This is a genomic window from Arthrobacter glacialis, from assembly GCF_002909445.1.
Lineage (GTDB): Bacteria > Actinomycetota > Actinomycetes > Actinomycetales > Micrococcaceae > Specibacter > Specibacter glacialis.
The window spans coordinates 231,007-249,054 of sequence record NZ_PPXC01000003.1 but is presented as its reverse complement, the minus strand read 5'-3'; the positions used below and the strand labels follow the sequence as shown (position 1 = coordinate 249,054).

The 18,048-nt window shown below is 61.6% G+C and carries 16 protein-coding genes, 1 other RNA gene, 1 pseudogene and 1 riboswitch; of the genes and pseudogenes, 10 read left to right on the top strand and 8 right to left on the bottom strand.

The window, feature by feature from the left end:
- Positions 1-95: 95 nt before the first annotated feature.
- The 8 genes and pseudogenes from CVS27_RS04995 to ssrA all read left to right on the top strand — a co-directional run bounded on the left by CVS27_RS04995 (position 96) and on the right by ssrA (position 7,647).
- Positions 96-503: a pilus assembly protein TadG-related protein gene (locus CVS27_RS04995; RefSeq protein WP_243400059.1), complete on the top strand. Its 408-nt coding sequence runs from the start codon at positions 96-98 to the stop codon at positions 501-503.
- Between the two features lie 56 nt (positions 504-559).
- The gene (prfB, locus tag CVS27_RS04990; protein WP_103464622.1) at positions 560-1,678 is read left to right on the top strand and encodes a peptide chain release factor 2; all 1,119 of its coding nucleotides are present in this window, start codon (positions 560-562) and stop codon (positions 1,676-1,678) included.
- 193 nt (positions 1,679-1,871) lie between these two features.
- Positions 1,872-2,567 (top strand): annotated as a pseudogene (ftsE, locus tag CVS27_RS04985) (cell division ATP-binding protein FtsE); the annotation flags it as partial.
- A gap of 218 nt (positions 2,568-2,785) precedes the next feature.
- A complete protein-coding gene (gene ftsX, locus CVS27_RS04980) occupies positions 2,786-3,700 on the top strand; it encodes a permease-like cell division protein FtsX (protein ID WP_103464620.1) in 915 nt (304 codons plus the stop codon).
- A 77-nt stretch (positions 3,701-3,777) separates the two neighbouring features.
- Positions 3,778-5,226 carry a M23 family metallopeptidase gene (locus CVS27_RS04975; RefSeq protein ID WP_103464619.1) on the top strand — a complete coding sequence of 483 codons (1,449 nt, stop codon included), beginning with the start codon at positions 3,778-3,780 and terminating at the stop codon, positions 5,224-5,226.
- A gap of 118 nt (positions 5,227-5,344) precedes the next feature.
- Positions 5,345-5,815 carry an SsrA-binding protein SmpB gene (gene smpB, locus CVS27_RS04970; RefSeq protein ID WP_103464618.1) on the top strand — a complete coding sequence of 157 codons (471 nt, stop codon included), beginning with the start codon at positions 5,345-5,347 and terminating at the stop codon, positions 5,813-5,815.
- A gap of 94 nt (positions 5,816-5,909) precedes the next feature.
- Positions 5,910-7,175, top strand: coding sequence for a glycoside hydrolase family 3 N-terminal domain-containing protein (locus CVS27_RS04965; RefSeq protein ID WP_103464617.1), 1,266 nt, complete (start codon positions 5,910-5,912; stop codon positions 7,173-7,175).
- 106 nt (positions 7,176-7,281) lie between these two features.
- Positions 7,282-7,647: a transfer-messenger RNA gene (gene ssrA / locus CVS27_RS04960) on the top strand.
- A gap of 577 nt (positions 7,648-8,224) precedes the next feature.
- On the opposite strand, the gene CVS27_RS04955 is transcribed toward ssrA, so the two are convergent.
- The 3 genes from CVS27_RS04955 to CVS27_RS04945 are packed head-to-tail and all read right to left on the bottom strand — an operon-like array spanning position 8,225 to position 10,111.
- Positions 8,225-8,932 (bottom strand): hypothetical protein, encoded by a 708-nt coding sequence (locus CVS27_RS04955; protein WP_103464616.1) that lies wholly within the window; start codon positions 8,930-8,932, stop codon positions 8,225-8,227.
- Positions 8,929-9,663 (bottom strand): hypothetical protein, encoded by a 735-nt coding sequence (locus CVS27_RS04950; RefSeq protein ID WP_103464615.1) that lies wholly within the window; start codon positions 9,661-9,663, stop codon positions 8,929-8,931. Before CVS27_RS04950 ends, CVS27_RS04955 begins: the two co-directional genes overlap by 4 nt.
- A 52-nt stretch (positions 9,664-9,715) precedes the next feature.
- Positions 9,716-10,111: a hypothetical protein gene (locus tag CVS27_RS04945; RefSeq protein WP_103464614.1), complete on the bottom strand. Its 396-nt coding sequence runs from the start codon at positions 10,109-10,111 to the stop codon at positions 9,716-9,718.
- Positions 10,112-10,436: 325 nt separating this feature from the next.
- Here CVS27_RS04945 and CVS27_RS04940 point away from each other — a divergent pair, with 325 nt between their 5' ends.
- Both CVS27_RS04940 and CVS27_RS04935 read left to right on the top strand, forming a co-directional pair.
- The gene (locus CVS27_RS04940) at positions 10,437-10,736 is read left to right on the top strand and encodes a DUF4193 domain-containing protein (protein ID WP_103464613.1); all 300 of its coding nucleotides are present in this window, start codon (positions 10,437-10,439) and stop codon (positions 10,734-10,736) included.
- Positions 10,737-10,829: 93 nt separating this feature from the next.
- Complete coding sequence (locus CVS27_RS04935) at positions 10,830-12,485, top strand: AMP-binding protein (RefSeq protein WP_103464612.1); 1,656 nt, start codon at positions 10,830-10,832, stop codon at positions 12,483-12,485.
- A 26-nt stretch (positions 12,486-12,511) separates the two neighbouring features.
- On the opposite strand, the gene CVS27_RS04930 is transcribed toward CVS27_RS04935, so the two are convergent.
- The 5 genes from CVS27_RS04930 to rsgA all read right to left on the bottom strand — a co-directional run bounded on the left by CVS27_RS04930 (position 12,512) and on the right by rsgA (position 18,045).
- Positions 12,512-13,273 (bottom strand): metal-dependent transcriptional regulator, encoded by a 762-nt coding sequence (locus CVS27_RS04930; RefSeq protein WP_103464611.1) that lies wholly within the window; start codon positions 13,271-13,273, stop codon positions 12,512-12,514.
- A gap of 22 nt (positions 13,274-13,295) precedes the next feature.
- Positions 13,296-14,066, bottom strand: a complete 771-nt coding sequence (locus CVS27_RS04925; RefSeq protein ID WP_103464610.1) for a class I SAM-dependent methyltransferase — start codon at positions 14,064-14,066, stop codon at positions 13,296-13,298.
- A gap of 65 nt (positions 14,067-14,131) precedes the next feature.
- On the bottom strand, positions 14,132-15,541 hold the full coding sequence (locus tag CVS27_RS04920; RefSeq protein WP_103464609.1) for an aminotransferase class V-fold PLP-dependent enzyme: 1,410 nt from the start codon (positions 15,539-15,541) through the stop codon (positions 14,132-14,134).
- A 43-nt stretch (positions 15,542-15,584) separates the two neighbouring features.
- A riboswitch (SAM riboswitch) is annotated at positions 15,585-15,698 on the bottom strand.
- Between the two features lie 148 nt (positions 15,699-15,846).
- The gene (gene hisN / locus CVS27_RS04915) at positions 15,847-16,662 is read right to left on the bottom strand and encodes a histidinol-phosphatase (RefSeq protein ID WP_103464757.1); all 816 of its coding nucleotides are present in this window, start codon (positions 16,660-16,662) and stop codon (positions 15,847-15,849) included.
- 264 nt (positions 16,663-16,926) lie between these two features.
- Positions 16,927-18,045 (bottom strand): ribosome small subunit-dependent GTPase A, encoded by a 1,119-nt coding sequence (gene rsgA, locus CVS27_RS04910; RefSeq protein WP_103464608.1) that lies wholly within the window; start codon positions 18,043-18,045, stop codon positions 16,927-16,929.
- Between the last annotated feature and the right edge of the window lie 3 nt (positions 18,046-18,048).

Below are 18,048 nucleotides of genomic sequence, written 5' to 3'. Positions count from 1 at the left end.
CGGCGCCAAACAAAACGCCCACACCGGCCAGCACGCCCGCGGCACCCGCGGCGGACAGGGCGGCGGCGCAAGCCGGCAACACGGAAGGCCAGGTCATGGTGCTCCTGATTGGCTACGTCCTGCTGGCGCTGCTGATAGTCACGGTGGTGTCCGCCGCCGGCAGCCTGTACCTCGGCCAGAAAAAATTGCTCTCCATGGCTGACAGTGCCGCGCTCGCAGCCGCTGACACCTTTGAGCTCAACGGCGGCAGCGCCAGCAGCGACCCGGGCACGCTGCTCACCAACCAGGGTGTGCTTGCCGCGGCCCAAAACTACCTGGGCAGCATCCCGGAGCCGGAGCAGATCAGCAACGTTGTCCTTGAATCGGCCACGGGGGCCGATGACGGGCGAACCGCGCAGGTGAGCATCACCGGCGTCGTGCATCCCCTGTTCATCAACTTTCTGGTGCCTGAGGGCATCTCCATCACGGTGACAAGCACGGCCCGCGCCAATCTGTTGCTGTGACACCGGCACAGGGGATCGCCGCCCAGACCGCCGCGTATGCCGTAGGCTTGAATACCATGGCAGAGATCGATTTTCCCGCAGAGATCCGCGCGTTACGCGCAACCTATACCTCCATCGAGCAAGTCTCCGAGGTGGAGAAGCTCCTGGAGGATATTGAGGATCTGTCCGACCAGGCTGGCTCACCCAATCTGTGGGATGACCCCGCCGCGGCGCAGAAGGTCACCTCCAAGCTCAGCCATGCCCAGTCAAAACTTGAAAAGTTGCGCACCCTGGAAGCCCGGATCGATGACCTTGAGGTCTTGGTTGAGCTGGCCCAGGACGAGGGCGACGCCGATTCTCTCGCCGAAGCGGCCAAAGACCTCCCGGGGCTACAAAAGTCCCTGCAGGATTTGGAAATTGTCACCCTGTTGGCGGGGGAGTACGACGAGCGCGAAGCCGTTATCACCATCCGCTCCGGCGCCGGTGGCGTGGACGCCGCAGACTTTGCCCAAATGTTGCTGCGCATGTACCTGCGCTGGGCCGAACGCCACGGCTACCCCACGGCCGTTCTGGACACCTCCTATGCCGAAGAGGCCGGGCTCAAATCCGCCACCTTTGAAGTCAAGGCGCCCTACGCCTTTGGCACCTTGAGCGTTGAAGCCGGCACGCACCGTCTGGTCCGGATCAGCCCCTTCGACAACCAGGGCCGGCGCCAAACCTCCTTTGCCGCCGTTGAAGTTATTCCGCTCATTGAGACGACGGACAGCATCGAGATTCCCGACAACGACATTCGCGTAGACGTGTTCCGGTCCTCGGGCCCCGGCGGGCAGTCCGTGAACACCACCGACTCTGCCGTGCGCCTGACTCACCTCCCCACGGGCACTGTGGTGTCCATGCAGAATGAGAAGTCGCAGATCCAAAACCGTGCCGCCGCCATGCGTGTGCTGCAATCGCGCCTGCTGCTGCTGAAAAAGGCTGAGGAAGACGCCACGAAGAAGGCCATGGCCGGGGATGTGAAGGCGTCGTGGGGGGACCAGATGCGCTCCTACGTGCTCAACCCCTACCAAATGGTCAAGGACCTGCGCACGGAACACGAAGTTGGCAACGCTGCCGCCGTGCTCGACGGCGAGATCGACGACTTCATCGACGCCGGCATCCGCTGGCGTGCCGACAACCGCAACGCCGAGAAGGCATAGGTGCTTCAGGATGGGCCCTGCACCGCAGGGCCAGGCGGGTAACAGTAACGATCCAGTCTCGACACACCGGCTAGGAAACAGCAATCATCGGACATGGAGCCTATAGTCGTTATGCTGGCGGTTTCTTCCCCCAAACCTCTGCCCGGCCGTCAGCATGCCAGCGATTCGTCGCTGGGCGGGCAACGAAAAAGTCATGATTCGTTTTGAAAATGTGAGCATTGCTTACGATCGCAAGTCCAAGCCTGCGCTCGACGACGTCTCCTTGGATGTGGATCGCGGCGAGTTTGTGTTCCTCGTTGGCTCCTCGGGATCCGGCAAGTCAACGCTGCTGCGCCTGGTGCTCCGCGAGTACAAGACTCCGCACGGGCAGGTCTATGTGGCCGGCCAGAACGTGGCGAACGTGCCCAGCTGGCGTGTACCCAAGTTCCGGCGCGGCATTGGCGTGGTGTTCCAGGACTTCCGCCTCATTCAAACCAAGACAGTCTTCGCCAACGTGGCCTACGCCATGCAGGTGCTTGGCAAGTCCCGCGCCGCCATCCGCACCGAAGTGCCACGTGTGCTTGAACTGGTGGGTCTGGCGGACAAGGGCCACCGCAAGCCCACGGAGCTCTCCGGTGGTGAGCAGCAGCGCGTGGCCATTGCCCGCGCCATTGTGAACCAGCCCGGCATTCTGTTGGCCGATGAGCCCACAGGCAACCTGGACCCCATCACCAGCGCCGGCATCATGGACATCCTGGACAAGATCAACCAAAACGGCACCACCGTCGTCATGGCCACCCACGATGATGACATCGTGAACTCCATGCGCAAGCGCGTCATCGAGCTGCGGCACGGCAAAGTGGTTCGAGATGAACATGCAGCCTTGTACACCTCCATGATCCCGGTTGTCCCGGTGGCAGGTGCGGCTCCGGCCCCGGAGCCCGTGAAGAAGGACGACGCCGAACCCCAGACCCGCCGCCAGCGCGCAGTCAGTGCGGCGGCCGCAGGTGACGGGGCCTCCGCCGCGGACTCCATGCCGCCGCGGCTGGAACGCAGGCGTGAGCGGGAATTCCCGCTGGGGGATGAGCCGAAGACAAGCACTGCAAACATTATGATTGAGGACCAACTGTGAGACTTGCTTTCATCATGAGCGAGTTGGGCAGCGGCCTGCGCCGCAACCTGACAATGGTCATTTCGGTGATCCTGGTGACATTTGTGTCGCTGACCTTTGTGGGCGCCGCCGGGCTGTTGCAAATGCAGATCGGCCAGCTCAAGGGCTTCTGGTATGACAAGGTTCAGGTCACCATCTACCTCTGCACTGACATACCGGCCAACTCCAACTGCGTGTCCGGGCCAGTCACACCGGATCAAAAAGCCACCATCGAGGGCATGCTCGAATCACCGGCTGTGAAGCCGTACATCGAGAACTGGACCTTTGAAACTCAGGAGGAGGCACTGGCCCACTTCCGTGAGCAGTTTGCCAACTCGCCCATGGTGGATTCGGTGGAAGCAGGAAACCTGCCCTCCTCGTTCCGCATCAAGTTGGACGATCCGGAAAAGTACCAGATCATCAACGAGACCTTCTCGGCCACGCCGGGAGTGGATTCGGTGGTGGATCAGCGCAAGGTCCTGGAGAAACTTTTCTCATGGATGAACATTGCCACCTATGTGGCCATGGGCGTGGCAGGGCTGATGATCATCTGTGCCGCCTTGCTGATTGCCACCACGATTCGGCTTTCGGCCCAGTCGCGCATGCGAGAGATCGACATCATGCGCCTGGTGGGGGCATCCAAGACGGTGATCCAGCTGCCCTTTGTGCTTGAAGGCGTCATCGCCGCCACGATTGGTGCCTTGTTGGCATCCGGGGCTGTGTGGTCCATTGTGGTGTTCTTTATGGGCGGCTACCTTGCCGACGCCAACACCGGGACCCCGTTCATTTCCGCCCGTGAGGCGTTGGTGATCTACCCGGTCCTGATCCTGCTGGGTGTGGTGTTGGCCGGCGTAGCCTCGGCTGTTTCCCTGCGGAAGAACCTGAAAGTGTAGGGTGGGTGGGGGCCTTGTTACTCAAGGTGCTCGTGTGACTGGTGTTTCTAGTGGCAAAATTCGAGGAGCTATACGGCATGAATTCGAAATCAAGCGGGGGAATTGGATCAGTGGAATCCTCCCCACTTGGGTCTAAACTCCCCCGCTCACGCCCTCTTTTCCGCCGTGTCAGCGGTGCAGTCGCAGTCCTGCTGGCTGTGGGACTGCTCGGACTGGTGCCGCCGGCACAGGCCGAGGATCTCAACGACAAGGCTGCCGCCCTGGAGCAGCAAGCCCAGGATGTGCAGTCATCCTTGGAGTTTGTTGATTCGGGCATTGCCCAGTCGGCTGCCGACCTGGTCACGTACCAGGGCCAACTGCCGGGTGCCCAAGCAGCACTGACGGAAGCACAGAATCGTGTCAGCGCTGCTGCTGCCGAGTCCAGTTCCTTGGCGGCCCGCATTGACCTGGCCCAGCAAAGCAAGGACAAGATCACGGCACAAATTGCTGCCGATGCCGAAAAGGCCACCGCCACCAAGGCATTGATCGGGCAAATTGCCGCCCAGTCCTACAAGGCTGGCGGCCTCCCGGCCAACCTCACCCTGATTCTGGGTGCCGGATCCACCACTGACCTTGCCAACTCGATTGACCTAGCGGAGCAGGCCCTGCGCAGCCAGACGGCTGCCCTGGAGCAGCTGAGCGCACAAAAGGCCACCAATCAAAACGCCCAGGCGCGCTTGGTTGCCGTTGAAGCTGAGATCAAGGACCTGAAGCAGAAGGCTGACGCTGCGTTGGCCGCGGAGCAGGTGGCACGAGATGCCGCCGCCGCCCAAAAGGCAACAGTGGATAAGCTGATCGCCGATTCTGCCGTGTTGAATGCCAAGTTGGCCGCCGAAAAGCCGCGCATCCAGGCCAAGCTCAAGGCTGTTGAATCTGAGAAATACGCCGTGGCTGCCCAAATTGCCGAGATGCAGCGCAAGGAACTTGAGGCCGCGCAAGCAGCCGCCAAGGCCGAAGCCGAACGCCTAGCCCGCGAACAGGCAGCCAACCAGGGCAACGGCGGTGGCGGCTATGTGCCCCCGCCCTACGTTCCCCCGGCACCCGGGAACCCATCAGCTTTTGGGCTCCGCCACCCATTTGCCGGCAACATCCCCATCACCTCACCCTTTGCCAGAAATCGCCCGGTTCCCCCGGGATCCGCTGACTTCAATGGCACCGGGTACTACGATCACACGGGTGTTGATTTTGGTGCCCAGTGTGGCACTCCGGTTTATGCCCCAGCCGACGGAACAGTTAAGATTGCCGGACAAACAACTGTTGTTTACGGTGGCGGAAATGTTTTGTACATCAGCCACGGCGTGGTCCAGGGCAATGCCTTGATGACTGTTTTCTACCACAACGCTTCGGTGGTTGTTTCAGCCGGACAGCGGGTCAGTGCGGGTCAGCTGGTGGCTTACTCCGGAAACACCGGAAACTCCACCGGCTGCCACGCCCACTTCGAAACATGGCTCAACGGAGTTCCCGTTGATCCCATGGGGCTGCTCTAAACGCTGTTGCCCGCACTGCCCCGGCAGGTAGTTGCTACACTGGGGTTTCGCGCCAGCAAGAAGTTGCCGGCGACAGAGCACGAACCATTCGTTTTAACCTAAGTCTGAGGAGTCAGCTGTGCCCAAAGAAAGTGGCCGTAAGGTTGTGGCCACCAACCGCAAGGCCCAGCACGATTACCACATCATGGACACCTACGAGGCCGGCCTGGTCTTGATGGGCACCGAGGTGAAGTCGTTGCGCGAGGGCAGGGCATCGCTGGTTGACGGATTTGGCACCTTCTACAATGACGAATTGTGGATTGAGGCCGTCTACATCCCTGAGTACCTCAACGGGAGCTGGACCAACCACACGGCCCGGCGACGGCGCAAGCTGCTGTTGCATCGTGAGGAGCTGGATAAGATTGCCTCCAAAACTCGCGAATCCGGCTACACCATCGTGCCGTTGCAGCTGTACTTTTTGGACGGCCGCGCCAAGATTGAAATTGCCATTGCCCGCGGTAAGAAAGAGTACGACAAACGCCACGCGCTCCGCGAAAAGCAGGACAACCGTGAAGCCCAGCGGGTCATGCGGGAGAAGAACCGCAGCTAGTTCCCGCGCCACTTACTTGCCCGGGCCGGGCCCCAGATCAGGGCAGCTGCACTAGGGTAAAGGCAACATCCTCTGTTACGAAAGGCAGATTGTGATGGCGCTGCGAGGAAAACGCTGGTGGATACTCGGAACCAGCCTGGTGGTGGTGGCCCTAGTGGCGACCTTTGCCCTGCTGTATGGCGGCACACAAAACCGCGGACCCACAGGGAACCCCGGCGCAACGGATACGGCCGTTGCCTCGCCCACCGCAAGCACTGCCGAAACCCCAACGCAGCGCCCAAGCCAGGCTCCGGCGTCGAACACTCCATCCGGCGCAGCGGCCAGTGCCACGTTGGCGGCCATGAGCCTGGAACAAAAAGTGGGCCAAGTTCTGATGGTGTCCTCGCCCGTGACAGGAGCCGACGCCGATTCGCGCTACGCCGTGGAAACCTTGTATGTGGGCAATGTGTTCATGAAGGGGCGCAGCACGGCCGGACAAGCCGGGATTGCTGCCCAAGTGGCTGACATTGCGGGCCATATTTCCGGGGAGCGCACGGCAGGGGCCAGACCATTCGTGGCCACTGACCAAGAGGGCGGCCTGGTGCAGATCATGCGCGGCCCCGGTTTTGCGGACATGCCCCAAGCCATTGAGCAGGGGCAGTTGCCTGCGGCGGACTTGCTGGCCGAGGCGACCACGTGGGGGCAGCAACTGGCCGCTGTGGGTGTCAACGTGAACTTGGCTCCAGTCATGGACACAGTGCCCAGCGCTGCATTTGCCCCTCAGAACGCCCCCATCGGCGCGTTTGGGCGCGAATTTGGCTACACCCCGGACCTCGTGGCGAGCCATGGCGTGGCCTTCGCCCAGGGCATGGCTGCGGCGGGGGTTCAAGCAACCGTCAAGCATTTCCCCGGGCTGGGCCGGGTCACCCTGAACACCGACGTTTCTGCCGGCGTGAGCGATGACATCACGGTGCGCAACGACGCCTACATTGAGCCGTTCCGTGCCGCTGTGAACGCCGGAGTGCCGTGGCTGATGGTATCCAACGCTCTCTATCCCAAGATTGATGCCGCAAATTTGGCGCCGTTCTCAAGCGTCATTGTCACCGACATGGTGCGCGGTGACTTGGGCTTTGCGGGGATCATCGTCAGCGATGACATTTGCGACGCCGTTCAGGTCTCCGCAGTGCCCGTGGCCCAACGCGGCGTTGACTTCCTTGCAGCAGGGGGCACCATGGCGTTGTGCACCAATCAGTCCCTGCTGCCGCAGATGTACGCCGGGCTGCTCACGGCGGCACAGGGCGATCCCGCCTTTGCCGCCAAGGTGGACGCAGCGGCGCTGGTGGTCCTGACGGCGAAAGCGGACAAGGGGCTTCTTAACTAGCACGGTTTAACTAGCACTGTGGGAATAAAACCCCCGGGCAATGCGCTAGCATGGATAGACCACGGTGAATTTCGCAAGGATGCAACCGCGGGTTGAAAAAACAATAGGGGATGATCGGTTTCGACGGTGTTAGTCGAGACAGGTGAAGCGGGTCGAGGATACAGGGTTAACTCGTAAACGATCTCTGTAAAACATAAGTGCTGAATCAAATCGCACTGACTTCGCTCTTGCTGCCTAAGCAGTAAGACAGTCCGTCAGCCCGGGAATGCTCTCGTCCCGGATCCTGGCGTCATTTAGAGGGCCACTGCTCTAAGTTCTTGTTGTAGGCACTTAGGGGACTCTTATACAACTGGGCCTGGCAGCTACTTGTTTGCGAGATAGCTGGGGCCGAGAAAAACCGATGCAAACTGCACCCGGAGAAGCCCTGACAAAGCAACATCGGACGGGAGTTCAATTCTCCCCATCTCCACATCCCTATTGGGACCTGTTCCCCGCCCTCGTGGCGGGGGCGGGTCCTTTTTTGTGCCCGACGCCGGTTGCCGCGGGTTTGTGAACTTATGCGTTGGACTCGTGTTGGGTTTGGCGCATGCGTGTTTATGCGTTGGACTCGTGCTGGGTTTGGCGCATATGTTCATGGTTTCGCCGTGTTGGGATACCAGCGTCCATCAGTTCCTGCACAAAGGGTGCCGCTGGCAAGCCCTTCCATAGACCGCTGCACCCATCAAATGCCATGGGAGGGCCTACCTGCTCCATGGGGTCGGGATCCCGGCCTAGTCGATGTTGGTGGCCGTGGTGGGGGCCAGGGGGGCCTACAGACTGCCGCCAGTGGAGTGATCAACAGCGTCCGCGGGATTGTTTGCAATCGCAATCTCCGATGCCCGTACGTCCTTAAATACTAAGTGGTGGCCCGGTAACTAAACCGAACCACCACCTACCCCCAAAGATTTGGTGAGCTAGACATTGGCATGCTTTGTTCACACATTCATTAGTATGCCAGAAACTAATGGAAAAGTGCACATTTATCATTTCGAGTGGCAAACCCCAGCAGGCTAGGCCCGCGGTCCGCCGCGGACCCGCCGTCGGCCGAAGGAGATCCACACCAGCACCAGGCCGACGGCGACAAACAAGATGGCGGCAAAGGTCATGATGTCAACGGCCGGCCAGTTTTTCCACAGTGGAAGTCGCAGCGGCACGGTGGCACAGACAAGGGCGAAGCCGACGAGCATGGAAAAAGCCGCGGTCCGGTCTATGGCGGGTCTGCGGGAGAAGGCAGCCTTGGCTGTCGCCACCACCACGCAGGCAGAGGCGTAGGTGGTGTACGCAACGCCGAACCACATGTACGCAGCTATCTCAGGCTGGCTGGTGAAGGCAACCAGACCCGTACTTGAGCCGTCCACATCGGCGAGGAAGTAAGCGACACAAATGCCCAGCGAACACACCGCTAAAACAGCGACGCCCAGGGGACCCCGGATGAGTGCCCGAGCCAAGGGGGAATTATAGGCGGCGGCTACCCGGGACGTCAGGAGAAAGAAAACCCCAAAAATACTCAACCGCAACAGGACATTTGCCAGGTTTATGCCCCCAAGCAAGGCATCAACTGGCAGGTAAATTGCTGGCAGGCTCAGGGCAACGCTGACAGTGGCCAAGGCGAAGGCCCATGAGAGCCCACGGTTGCGCCCCCCGAACAGGGAGGGGGAACGCCAGATGGTGCAGGCCAAGCAGACGGCCAGGGCAGTCCACTGCAGAATTACTGTCATCCCAAGTACTCCCAAACGTTGCGTGCGGCAGCCGTGTCATCTTCCGAGCGGCGCAAGACTCGGCTCAGTGCTTCCAATCGTTCCGCTGCCAATGAAGCCAGGACACTGTTGGCTGTTCCCCTTAGCGCGGAGGCGCAGGCGCCAGCAGCCCAGCCGGCCTCGGCTGGGGACAAGAAGCCGGTGGCCACCAGGCCGTTGGTCAGGCCCACACCGGCTATCCGGGCGCTGTCGATGGCCAACTCGGCGCTCAACCTGTTGGCGCTGATCTGAGCTGACAAATTCTGCGGTGCCATGGCTGCGTTCCTAGCAACTTTTTGCCTCAAGTCTGTTGGATCGATGGCGTCCAGCCATGCCCGCACCGAAGATCGATGGGGGATGGGGGAAAGCTCCACCGGTATGGGATCGTTCCCTGTCTCAGCCGCTACATTGCGATTGAGAATTTCCTGCAGTAGGTCGGCGTCGGAAATCTGGCTGAGCAGTTCCGCAGTAGTAGGCGCCTTGATACCGGAGACCAAGTCTTCGAGGTCCGGGAAGACGGACAACGAGGCCACCACCGGCAGGTCCAGGGAGCGGCTGACAGCTGCAATGGTGGCCAGTGAGACTCGCCCGCGAACCAGCTGCTGTGCCAGCGTGGAGCGCTTTATGCCAGCTGCGCGGCACACAGCCGCCTGACTTGTGGAGCCGGCAACATGGCTGAGCCACATTTGGAAATTCTTTGCTGCAACAGTCATTTTTTCATTCCCCCTGGCCCCAATCTAGAGCCAGTTTCACATGAGGACCAAGTTATTGCGGGTCTTGCGTGTCCACGATGCCACGGAAGCGGCTGCCCACGCCGTCGTATTCGCTGCGGCGCATGCCGGCACCTGGTGCGGGCAGCTCGGAGTCGTCGTGAAAATCGCAGATGACGTAGGTGAAATCTGGCCACCACTTTTTGGGCCGCGCCACCTCAAGGAAGTCGCAGAGATAACACCGCAAATCAACCCAAACGGGGCGTTTGCCCGTGGCATTGGCCCGGGATTGTGCGAGCCACGCCGGAGGGTTTGTATCCATCGAGGCTACGTCGGCCGCGCTCATTCGTGAAGGAATGCCGTTCCGTGCAGCCATTTCCGGCGGAATGTTCAATGCCTGGGCCACCTGGCGGCGATTCAGGGAAGAGTGTGAGGAATAGTTGTTTGCCATGTTCTCTTAAGGATAAGGCGCAGCCGGGCTGCTGGCGATTCAACCCCGCCTGCAGCCCGGCTGGCTCGGCGTTGTGGGCTTGTTCGCAGGCTCCAGTCCGGTCGTCAAAACCGCCGCCTTCGTTGGTGAGAATGCTCACAGGACGCCACTGTTGCCCGTCAAAGAGTGCGTAGTTTCGGCTTGAAGAGAGCAAAATTGCCTCCCGTACTCTATGCTGTGGGAAAACAGTGGGCAATTAAGGGCGCAATTCCAGCTTTCAGGGGCTATGATGAGGCGCTGAAACACCCAGCCGAAACCACGAACACCTCAGGAGTTTGAAAACCGCATGGCAACGGATTACGACGCACCCCGCAACAAGGACGAAGACCACGAGACAGAGTCGCTTCAGGCGCTCCAGGTTCAGCGTGGCGGTGCTCAGACGGCTCATATTGACGTCGAAGATTCAGACACGGCCGAGGGCATGGATCTGCCCGGAGCTGACCTCTCCAACGAGGAATTGGTAGTTCAGGTCATTCCGGCACAGGACGACGAATTCACATGCTCCTCCTGCTTCCTGGTCCGCCACCGCAGCCAGGTAGCGCGTGAAAAGAATGGCCTGCTGTTCTGCAAGGACTGCGAAGGCTAAACAGCCCCGCCGAAACACAGCGCGCAACAGCGTTGTGTGCAACAAGGGTTGGGAGCAACAAGGGTTGCGCGCAACACGACTCAGGAGCGGATCATGCAGGCACGTGTGCAGGAACTGTTGGACACCTTCGCCGTGCCCGGGGCATGTGCAGCTGAGCTGTTGTGCGATCGGCACCCCGCCAGCGCCACGGCCTTTACGGTCATTGCCGCCGACCAAAGTTTTGTTGATATTAGTTACGGCGAGCTGCGGGAGAAGTCCACGCAGTTCGCCGCTGCTTTAAGCTCTTTGGGAGTGCACCGTGGCGATCACGTGGCCACCTTGATGGCAAAATCGGCAGAACTTGTCATAGCCCTGCTGGGCATTTGGCGTCTGGGCGCCGTGGACGTTCCCTTGTTCACGGCCTTCGCCTACGATGCCATTGACTTCCGGCTGCAAGCCAGTGGTGCCCGCATAGTCATCTGCGACGCGGATCAGCGCAGCAAGCTGGTACCCCCGGGCGACGTTCCCACTGACGCCTCCCGCCTGGTTATTGTGGCCCGTGGTGAGGCCTATGGCTACGATGTCTCCCTGGCCGAAATGGTTGCCGGCAAAGGCGCCTTCGCCCAGCTTGAGAATTCTGCGGAGTACGACGGCGGGGCGGTTGCCGTTGGCGGCGACGGCCAGCTGGTGCAGCTGTTCACCTCAGGCACCACCGGCTCACCCAAAGGCGTGCCCATCCCACTGCGGGCCGTAGCCTCCTTTGTGGGCTACCAGGAATTTGGCCTGGATGTCCGTGTCGAGGACGTCTTTTGGAACATGGCTGACCCCGGTTGGGCGTATGGACTGTACTTTGCGTTGCTGGCGCCGCTGGCCACAGGAACCCGGTCGCTGCTGCTGACTGCCGGCTTCAACCCTGCGTTAACGTGGACTGTTATGGAGAAGTTCGGCGTTACCAACTTTGCTGCTGCACCCACCATCTACAGGTCGCTGCGCGCCGGCTCCACCCCCGGGCAACAACACTCCTTGCGCCGCGCATCCAGTGCCGGCGAGCCGCTGACCCCCGACGTCATCGCCTGGGGCCGCGACGTTTTTGGCTTGGAAGTCCGGGACCACTATGGCCAAACTGAACTGGGAATGGTGGCGGGAAATGCTTGGGCCGACGGCCTCCTGGCACCCCTGCGGTCAGGCTCCATGGGTGTTTCCCTGCCCGGCTGGAGGGTGAATGTGCTGGCTGAGCTCAAGGACGAACTGGCCGCCGACGGCGAACCCGGCCGGGTTGCCGTCAACGTGCAGGAAAGTCCCTTCATGTGGTTTGCCGGCTACGTCGATGCCGCCGGGAAAACTGCGCTGAGGTACAGTCCCGACGGTGCGTGGTACCTGACGGGCGACTCCGGACGGCGCGACAGCGACGGGTTCATTTACTTCTCCTCGCGCGACGACGACGTGATCATCATGGCCGGCTACCGCATTGGCCCCTTCGAGGTGGAATCTGTTTTGGTCAACCACCCCGGCGTCTCGGAAGCCGCGGTGGTTGGCACCCCGGATGAGATCCGCGGCGAAGTACTGGAAGCATTTGTGGTGCTGCGCGATCCGTCCGCCGCTGGCGACGCCATGGTGGCTGAACTGCAACAGTTGGTGAAAGACCGCTTTGCCGCCCACGCCTATCCGCGGCGCATTCACTTTGTGCCCGAACTTCCCAAAACTCCCAGCGGCAAGGTTCAGCGCTATGTGCTGCGCAAAGCCCGTGCAGCCATGAGGGACCTGCCCTAGGACCTTGGTGGGCAGGTCAGTAGACGCTAGCTGTTTGTTGCGCCGGAGTGCGGATTCATGAGGGAACCGCCGGTGAGGTCCTGTACTGAGCAGTCGGAGTGCGTCCCCGACGATGTCAGCCACAGCGAAATCGCAACCTCGTGTGCAAGAGCCAAGGGTCCGGCGTCGTGCGGGGCACTGAGCCTTTGCACCTCAATGCCGGCACCGAAGGGCAGCAGCCGCAACACCATCAAGGCCGTATCCAGACCAATGCCGTGCTTCTCCAGGTACCGCAACAATTCCGGATCATGATCGCTGATGCGGCTGACACGCCCGCTGTGGCCGGCGTCGAGCTCGTCGAGCCGGTGCGAGGGGGCCATGATGATCCGGCCTTCCGGGTCCGGGATGGGATCACCGTGCGGGTCACGGGTGGGATGGCCCAACTTGGCACTCATGCGCTCAATGAAGTGCTCGGACACGGCATGCTCCAGCTGTTCGGCCTCGTCGTGCACCTCATCCCAGGTGTAGCCAAGCTCGCTGACAAGGTAGGTTTCCAGCAGCCGATGCCTGCGCACCATGGACAGCGCCAGAGTTAGACCTCGCGCGGTCAGGTGGATGGGGCTGTACGGCTGGTGGTCCACCAAGCCCTGGTCCTTGAGTTTGCGGACCATTTCCGAAACCGAGGAATTGGCAACCCCAAGGCGGGTGGCTAAGGCGGTGGAGGTGATGGGTTTGTCCTGCCACTCCGTGTAGGCATAGATGACCTTGACATAGTCCTCGATGCTGGAGGAGGTGGCAGTTTGTTTCACAGAATCCAGCCTACCGCTAGGCTCAGAGTTTGTGCGTGCGCCAGGTCTGGGCCACGTAAGGCAGCTGGAGCTCTTCATCAGGAGAGTGACCCAGATGGTCAAGCAGGTACCACTGAAGATTTGCCATGACCTTGGCGCGGATGGGGTCCGAGGCCTTGAGGTAGTAGCTGCGGGATTTGGCCAGTTCCATGATGGCCTCTGGCGTCAAGGACTGGCTCCAGCGGGTGTTGTGCACGTGCGGAGCGGCGAATTCCTTACCAATGGTGGGGTGGAAGTCTGCCTTGTGGACGTCACCGGCATGCATGATGCGTGCCAGCCGGTGAACCCAAGGGATGCCGACGTCGAGCTGGTTCCAGATCAAGCCCAAGGTGCCGCCGGGGCGAAGTACGCGGGCAATCTCGGTACTGGCGGCGAGGGGATCGCACCAGTGCCACGCCTGCGCCACCACTGCCAGATCCATGGAGTTCACTGGCAGCTCAAGGTGTTCGGCCGTGCCCACAATGGTTGTGGTCCGGGGCAGCTCTGCGGCCAACTGGGTGAGCATGTCTGCCGAAGGGTCCACCGCCGTCAGATTCCAGCCGTGCCGGGCCAAGAGTTGAGTGTACTTTCCCGTTCCCGCACCCACATCAAGGGCGTCCTTGATGGGGTGCGGGGAACCAGCGATTAGCCAGTCCAGGGAATCGCGGGGGTAGCTGGGACGGACCTGATGATAGTGCTCCCCGCCTTCCAGAAATGCCGCAGCCATGTGCTTGCGCCGTTCCCCGTCGAAGACCGGTCCGCCTACCCCTGCCATAGTGCTCCCCTAAAGTTGTGCCGTTTTGCCCGTTCAACTTTACCGCGGGGGAGAGGGTGTGTTGTTTAAGTGTTGCAGGGGGCTGCGCCAGCGGTTCCGGGCGTGTTCGGGGCCCAGTGCGGGTACGCACGGTTGTCATCGGCGGGCACCCAGCGGCCGGCGTCAACCACGTAATCCCAGCCCAGCCCGTCACGCAACAGGGCACTGACACCCTCGATCAGGCGCTGTGCGTCCTCAAGCCGGGAACCCACACCAAAGCTGGCACGCAATGAACCCGACGGCAGGCCCAAACGGTTCAGCAGCGGGTGGGCGCAGAACTTGCCATCACGCACGCCCACGCCATGCTCGGCCGACAAGTAGGCGGCAACCAATCCGGCGTCGTACCCGGTGATGGAGAAGTTCACCACGCCGATGCTGCCGCACTCGGGGTAGTCTGCGGAGTCGGAGAACAGCGAATGGACGTTGACGCCCTCAATCGCGGCGAAGCCCGCCACCAGATACTCACGCAGCTGCTGTTCGTGGCTGTGCCAGTCCTGCGCGTCGAGTGCTGCCAGGGTGGCGGCGGCCTTGGCGAGAGTGGCGGCGCCCAAAACGTTGGGGGAGCCGGCTTCGTGGCGTGCGGGGCCGTCACTCCAGCGGGTTGATTCCAGTCGCACTTCTGTCACGGCGCCACCGCCGGCCAAATGCGGCTTGCCCGTGTCCAGCCAATCAGAGCGGCCCACCAAAACGCCCGCACCAAAGGGCGCGTACAGCTTGTGGCCGGAGAACGCCAGGTAGTCGATTCCGCTGGCGCTCAAGTCGATACGGCGGTGCGGGGCCAGTTGGGCCGCGTCAACCACAATGCGGGCGCCGTAGCGGTGGGCCAAGGCGGCCAGTTCATTGACGGGCAGCACCTCGCCCGTCACATTGGAGGCACCAGTGACGGCCAACAGGAGCACGTTGCCGGCCCGCAGCTGTGTTTCAACGCGGGCCAGGGTCGCTGCGATGGAATCCGCAGCCACCACTGAGCGGTGCGGCAGCGCCTGCCACGGAAGCAGATTGGCGTGGTGCTCAATATCCAGATACAGCACTTCGCCGTGAACGTTGGAGCGGCCCTCGGTGAACCCCTTTTGGGTCAGGATGCTTTGCACGCACCCGGCCAAGAGGTTCAAGGAATCTGTTGTGTGGCGCGTGAAGATGACGGTGTCATCGGGGCGGGCGCCCACAAAGTTGGCCACAATCTTGCGGGCATTCTCATACACGGACGTGCTGACCTGGGAGGCAAACCCTGCACCGCGGTGCACACTGGCGTAGTACGGCAAAACCTCGTTCAGGTGGGCGGCCACGTCCTCAAGTGCCGGGGCCGACGCCGCATAGTCAAGGTTGGCGTACCGCACCTGTCCGCCGTGGATCAAGGGGGCGTTTAAATCCTGGCCCACCACCGGCAACAAGGGAGATTTGGATAGGGATGTTTTTTCCAAAAGGGCGTAGCTCATGGGTAAATCCTTCGACACAAAGGACCCTTGGAAGGAGCCAAGAAGTCCGCGCTTGCCATGACCGCTCCGGCCTGACCTGGTCGTCACCCGGGGCACCCCGCCGCGAAAGGAGGGTTGCCGGCCAGCAAACCGGGGTTTAGCGCTGGCACTCGTGACCTATGCCAAAAAGATTAGCCCAAGAATAGAGTTCTCGCATTTGTTACGTCATGAAACGCACGCCGCCGTTGGGCCGGGGGCAGGCGGGCAAAAAGAACGACGGCGGAAGCCGCCGTCGTTCTTAATACGATTGAGCTAAATGCCGTGGATTAGCCCAGCAGATCGTCCCAGTTGGGGTTCAAACGCTGCAGGACTTCCGTGTGCAGGATGGAGTTGGTGGCCAAGGCGTTGCCGCCGAAGGGGCCGTCTGCTCCCTCCAGAGATGTGAATCGGCCGCCAGCCTCGGTCACGATCGGCACCAGCGCGGCCATGTCGTAGAGGTTTAGTTCGGGCTCGCAGGCGATGTCCACGCTGCCCTCGGCAACCATGCAGTAGGACCAGAAATCGCCGTACGCACGGGTGCGCCAGACGTCGTCGGTGAGGGCAATGAACTCATCACGGTTGCCCCGTTCAGCCCAGCCGCTCAGGGACGAGTAGGACAGTGAGGCGTCCTTGAGCTCTGCAACATTGGAGACGCGAATGCGGGTGGCGGCGGCCAGAGACTTGCCCATGTATGCGCCGGTGCCCTCGGCAGCCCACCACCGCTTGCCCAGGGCTGGGGCGCTGACCAAACCAACCACGGGGCGGCCCTCATCCACCAGGGCAATCAGGGTGGCCCAGACAGGAACTCCGCGCACAAAGTTCTTGGTGCCGTCAATGGGATCGATGATCCAGCGGCGTGTTCCGTGACCAGTGCTGCCAAACTCCTCGCCCAACACCGCATCGCGGGGACGTACCCGGGACAGCTGGCTGCGGATTGACTCCTCGGCGGCCTTGTCAGCATCCGTCACCGGAGTCAGATCCGGCTTGGTCTCAACCTCCAGATCAAGGGCCTTGAAACGGGCCATGGTCAGCGAATCCACGCTGTCCGCCAATACATGGGCCAAGCGGAGGTCGTCGTTGTACGTCTGGGGTTCAATCGTCATGTACATCACGCTATCGCGATTTGTCCCAAACGCCCGTTACGACGCCCTCCGGCGCCTGAATGCCAAATAAACCCGTGGCAGTTGGGGTTGGCGGCGCTATTAGTGAACTTATGCGCTGAACCGGAGCCGGGTAGTGCGCATATCTAAATTCTTGTGAAGTTATGCGCAGAACCCGCCGCGAGTCCAGCGCATAAGTGTTTATGCACAGGACTCGCCATGGGTTCAGCGCATAAGTTCACTGCGCCCCGAGCCCGGCCAGCACAGCTACTCGATGATGCCCAGTTCCTTTTCCGCGGCGCGGCCCTCTGTCCTGTCGCTGGTGCCCAGCAGGCGGCGCAGCGAGGCAAGGCGGGCCGGTCCGGCGTCGCCGGCGAGCCCTGCAGCCACATAGGGGTCCAGGCCGCAGTTCACCGCGACACTGTCATGCTTGCAACCGCGTTCACAGTCGTCCGTGCCGGGCTGCAGATCGGGGAAGGCTTGGAGGATCCTGTCCGGGTTCACATGGGCCAGTCCGAAGGAGCGGATGCCCGGGGTGTCAATGATCCAGGAGCCGGGTTTGCCGTCTTCGATTCGCAGGGCAAGCGCCGATGAGGAGGTGTGGCGCCCGCGGCCCGTGACGGCATTGACGCCGCCGGTTGCCCGCCGCGAACCCGTCAAGGCGTTGACCATGGTGGACTTGCCCACGCCGGAGTGGCCCACCATGACGCTGACCTTGCCGTCGAGGTAGCTGTGCAATTGCTCCACGGCACCGCCTGCCAAGAGGGCCGAATCGCCGTCGTCGCTGCGGGCGTCGATGCCTGATGCGCCGTCGGCAGCGGTCCGGCTGATGATGACAGTCATGTCGAGGTGTTCGTAATTGGCAAGAAGCTCCGAAGGGTCCTTGATGTCCGTTTTGGTGATCAACAGCAGCGGTGCAATGCCGGCGTCGTATGCGGCCACCAGGGCCCTGTCGATGAAGCCGGTACGGGGCTCGGGGTTGGCAGCGGCCACCACGATGACCAGTTGGTCGGCATTGGCCACCACCGCCCGCTCCACGGGATCGGTGTCGTCGGCACTGCGGCGCAGCAGCGTTCGGCGTTCCTCGATGCGAACCAGCCGGGCCAAGGTATCCGGCTTGCCCGTGACATCACCCACCAGTGCCACAAAGTCACCAGCGACCACTGGATTGCGCCGCAGTTCCCTGGCCCTGGCGGCGATCAGGGTGCGTTCGGTGGACTGATTCTCATCGATAATGGCTGTGTAGCGTCCGCGGTCAACCGTAACAATGCGGCCAATGATGGCTTCCTCGTAAGCGGGCCTGTCCTTGGTGCGCGGCCGGCTGCCCTTCTTGTTGGCCCTGACCCGGACGTCGGATTCGTCCCAGTTGCTGTAGTCCTTTGCCATGCC